The following is a 3,609-nucleotide window of genomic DNA, read 5'->3' as shown; positions in this document are numbered from 1 at the left end:
TTAGCCAATAACATAAACATCAGCAGAATTCACGCAGCGCTGCCGAAAGGGCACTATCCCATTACCCATTCCATTACTTCAGCGATTGGAATGTCGAATGTTTCCGCGTACTTGGTGAGCGTTGGCCCTTGGGTGATGTTCATACGTCCGCCCAATCCATACCAACTAACTCAGGTATTTTCACTATTGCCTCAACCCCTCTGGCCTTTAGCTTCTTGGCGAGTCCATAGGCTGATGCTTGCCCGGTGAATGATTCGTCGTTATCCCCGCAGATAATCACGCTGGTGATATTCTCAGGAGGTAGCCATTGCTCCATCAATCCAGCAGATACCGCCGCCCATACCGTGATACCGAACTGCCGGGAAGCGGCTAGAGCCGTCTCGATCCCTTCAGAGATACCGATACAGCCTTCAGCCCTGCCAAGTTTGATAGACGCCCCTGGTAGCGGCTTTCCTGAAAGAAGTTTTTTTCCTGACGCTACCGCCGCCTTTTCTCCGCTGCTGGTCAGGTAGATTCGATGAACGCCTATACCTACGCCGGAATGGTCTGTTACCGCGGCAACCAATGCAGGGTGATATTCGACAGAGTTGTTATCGACATAGGCCAGCGCCGGATGGAATCGGATAGACGCAGGGATAATCTCGATTCCAACCCGGCGATTCAGGTACAGCCAAACAGGATCGCCCTTGCAGACTGGCTCAGTCTCGTTCCATACCCGCTTCACCGATGCCATCTTCTTTGCTTCGTCGCTTTCCTCTTTGATTGCTGTCTGGCTTACCGTTCCGACGATCTGTTCAACGTGATAGGCCGCTTCCTTGAACGTCCATCCTTTGAAAATCTCAAGCAGTCGGAAACCGTCGCCAGCCCCGCACTGGTTGCAGATGAATGTCCCACGCCCTGCCTTGTTGTCGAACCGGAAACGATCTTTACCTCCGCATATCGGGCATTCGCCGTGTTTGTTGCGTAGGAAGTTCTCAGCTATTCCGTAGTGCATCAGGATTGCCGGCCAGCGCCCGGTTGCTGTCTCGGTGACTTTCCGATTAGGCAGCACGACGATTCTCCGGTGAGTTGGCGAAACGAATGTTCTGGCTGACAATCCACGACTTGATTTCTGGCGAAGGCTCGATTGCGTAGTTCTGCACGCCTCTAGGCCACACACCGAAGTAAGCCCTGTATTTGTGCGCGACCCAACCGTCTGAATACCCCTTCGCTGACTTTATCGCCAGGAGTTCTGAATAGACGCGCTGCTTATCTTCAGGACGCGCCTTCTTTCCGTTCTTTGCAATCAGTTTTAGCTCACCATCCACTTCTTCAACATCGTTCTGCCTGGATGCTTTGAAGCCGCATTGTGGGCAGATTGAAACCTTTGGCGGTTTCATGAAATGGCACGCTGAACACTTCTTCGGCAAGGCTTCTTCTTCCATTGCTTTCTTGGCGTCCTTCGGCTTTCCATCGTCCAGTTCAAGCGGAAAATCATCCGTAGGGAATCCGAGACGTTGAACCGTCCCTGAGTGATCGAGAACAAGCGCCTTGACCTTTGTTTCGTGCGGCCTGAGTACTCTGCCAATCATTTGAATGTAGCGAATCAGCGAGCGCGTCGGGCGAGCAAGGATCATCGTTCTGCACGCCGGGAAGTCCCATCCTTCAGCCAGGATGCCAACGTTTGAAATGACCGTCGTTTCGCCCGACTCAACCCGCGCCATGATCGCTGTGCGTTCGTCCTCATCGGTGTAGCAGTCGATGTGTTCAGCCGATACGCCAGCGGCACGGAACGATTCGGTGATGTGCTTTGAGTGCGCGATGTTTGCCGCGAAGCAGACGGTAGGAAGCCCGTTTGAAAGACGCAGCCAGTGTTCGACAATCCCGCCGATCAACTGCGGTTTATCCACTGCCCTGCCGATGTCAGAATCAGAAAAGTCGATTTCCCCGAACGCATTCCGCGAGGTTTTGATACCCGTCATGTCCGGCTCTTGCGGTGCGTAAATGTCGCAGTCGACCAGAAAATTATCGTCAATCAACTGCTGGATTGACGTTGCTACGGTCATCGCCTCGAAGAGTGCGCCGCCCAATTCCGCGTAATGCTTTCCAAGTCCTTTGGCGAACGGAGTCGCACTTAATCCAATCACCGGGACGTTCGAGCGGTTGAAAATAACGGCCCGGAAGTCTTTCGATCCGGCCACTCCGTGCGCTTCGTCAATCACGATCAAGTCACAGTCAGGCATTCCGCGCCGTGCAACGGTCTGGATGCTGCCGACGATTACGCCAGCGTCAAGGCTGCGGGTGTTGTCGCCCTGGATGATGCCGTGCGGTATTCCGGCCCGGTAGAACCGCTTCGATGCCTGCCCGACGAGGTTGATCCGGTTGCACAGGAAAACGACCCGCTTGCCCTTGGCGACTGCGGCCTTGATGATCGACATACCGATCTCGGTCTTGCCGCTTCCGGTCGGGCTGTACAGCATCACCCGCTTAAAACCACCTGCCAGGCAAGAACGGAGCGCCTGAATCGCTGAAAGTTGGTAGCCCCGTAACTCTAAGCTGCCCATGACGTAACCTCCCCGGTCTGCAAATCGACCGCCCCGATTTTCGCCACGCCCCCTACCTCTCTATCATCAACCGCCTCGATCATGGCAGGGGGGTTTAAGGGTTTACTCACTGCTAAGTGCTTAGTGCTTAATGGATAAGCCTTGCCTTGCGGGTAGGCTACTAGGTAGGCATCGCGGAAGGCATCGCGGAAGGCTAAGGCTTTGCCTTCAAGGAAGGCTATAACTGAGGCTACCGCTTTGTCTTTAAGTATGCCTTCGGGTATGAACTGAAGTTGCTTGGCCCAAGACTTGACAACATTGATTGATTCGGCGGATTGATATTTGACAAAGTTTGGGACGAAAACGCAGTGCGTTTTTTCATCTACAAGAGCCATGCCTTTGTCGAACACTTCCACGAAGTCTTTTGTTGAAACTCCAAGCTCTGAGGCAAGCCCTGGAACTGTTGCACGCATAGCCCCAAGTGAAGTCATGTTAGGGTGAGTTATCAGCATGAAGAAGGCCAGCTTGCCGAGCGGCTTTAGTGACATGAACGCGCTGTCGTTCCAGACTCCTACATCTATTTTTCGGTAGTGAGCCATTACGTCACCTTCCATTCTTCGACTAACTTATCCCGCTTCGACCTGTTACACGCAAAGCAAGCTGTTACAAGGTTGTCATCGGTATGCACACCTCCGCGAGACACAGGGATAACATGGTCGCATTCGAGCTTCTTTCCACGTTCTCCGCAGTAACGGCATGTGTAATCATCTCGATTGAAAATTCTTGACCTGATTTCTTTCCATATATGAGTAAGAGGTCGGTCTGGCGTTACTCCTGTAATGAAATGCGGAATTCCAAGATTGTCTTCTTTGACAATTCGCACGCCTTCAGGGTGATCTGCAATCCAGCCTACTGCCAGCAATGCAAGCCCAAACCCTTGCACTCCTACCTTTCGGTCGATGGCGCGTAGCGTAAGTCCAAGCATTACGCCATCCTCGCTATGCTGGTCGGCAGAAGACCACAACCAGTAGAGCGTGTTGCCGGCTGAGTAGATCCGCACAAATCTGGCGGCAGTAAGGGCGGCGAG

At 53.1% G+C, this 3,609-nt stretch carries 4 protein-coding genes; all 4 read right to left on the bottom strand.

Annotation, left to right across the window (positions count from 1 at the left end):
- Positions 1 to 139: 139 nt before the first annotated feature.
- A complete protein-coding gene (locus ACOYNV_RS26540; protein ID WP_422902824.1) occupies positions 140 to 1,051 on the bottom strand; it encodes a DUF7146 domain-containing protein in 912 nt (303 codons plus the stop codon).
- On the bottom strand, positions 1,041 to 2,543 hold the full coding sequence (locus ACOYNV_RS26535) for a DEAD/DEAH box helicase (RefSeq protein ID WP_422902823.1): 1,503 nt from the start codon (positions 2,541 to 2,543) through the stop codon (positions 1,041 to 1,043). The genes ACOYNV_RS26540 and ACOYNV_RS26535 overlap by 11 nt, the downstream gene beginning before the upstream one ends.
- Complete coding sequence (locus tag ACOYNV_RS26530; RefSeq protein ID WP_422902822.1) at positions 2,531 to 3,121, bottom strand: hypothetical protein; 591 nt, start codon at positions 3,119 to 3,121, stop codon at positions 2,531 to 2,533. The genes ACOYNV_RS26535 and ACOYNV_RS26530 overlap by 13 nt, the downstream gene beginning before the upstream one ends.
- A partial coding sequence (locus tag ACOYNV_RS26525; protein WP_422902821.1) for an HNH endonuclease occupies positions 3,121 to 3,609 on the bottom strand: 489 nt, incomplete at its 5' end. The genes ACOYNV_RS26525 and ACOYNV_RS26530, both read right to left, overlap by 1 nt.

This window comes from Propionivibrio sp., from assembly GCF_049316945.1.
Lineage (GTDB): Bacteria > Pseudomonadota > Gammaproteobacteria > Burkholderiales > Rhodocyclaceae > Propionivibrio.
The sequence above is the reverse complement of the archived record's forward strand: the minus strand, read 5'-3'. Positions and strand labels throughout refer to the sequence as shown.

Bases quoted from the DNA above. Each gene is read 5' to 3' on its own strand.
- ACOYNV_RS26535 (WP_422902823.1), bottom strand. From the start codon at position 2,543: ATGGGCAGCTTAGAGTTACGGGGCTACCAACTTTCAGCGATTCAGGCG.
- ACOYNV_RS26530 (WP_422902822.1), bottom strand. From the start codon at position 3,121: ATGGCTCACTACCGAAAAATAGATGTAGGAGTCTGGAACGACAGCGCG.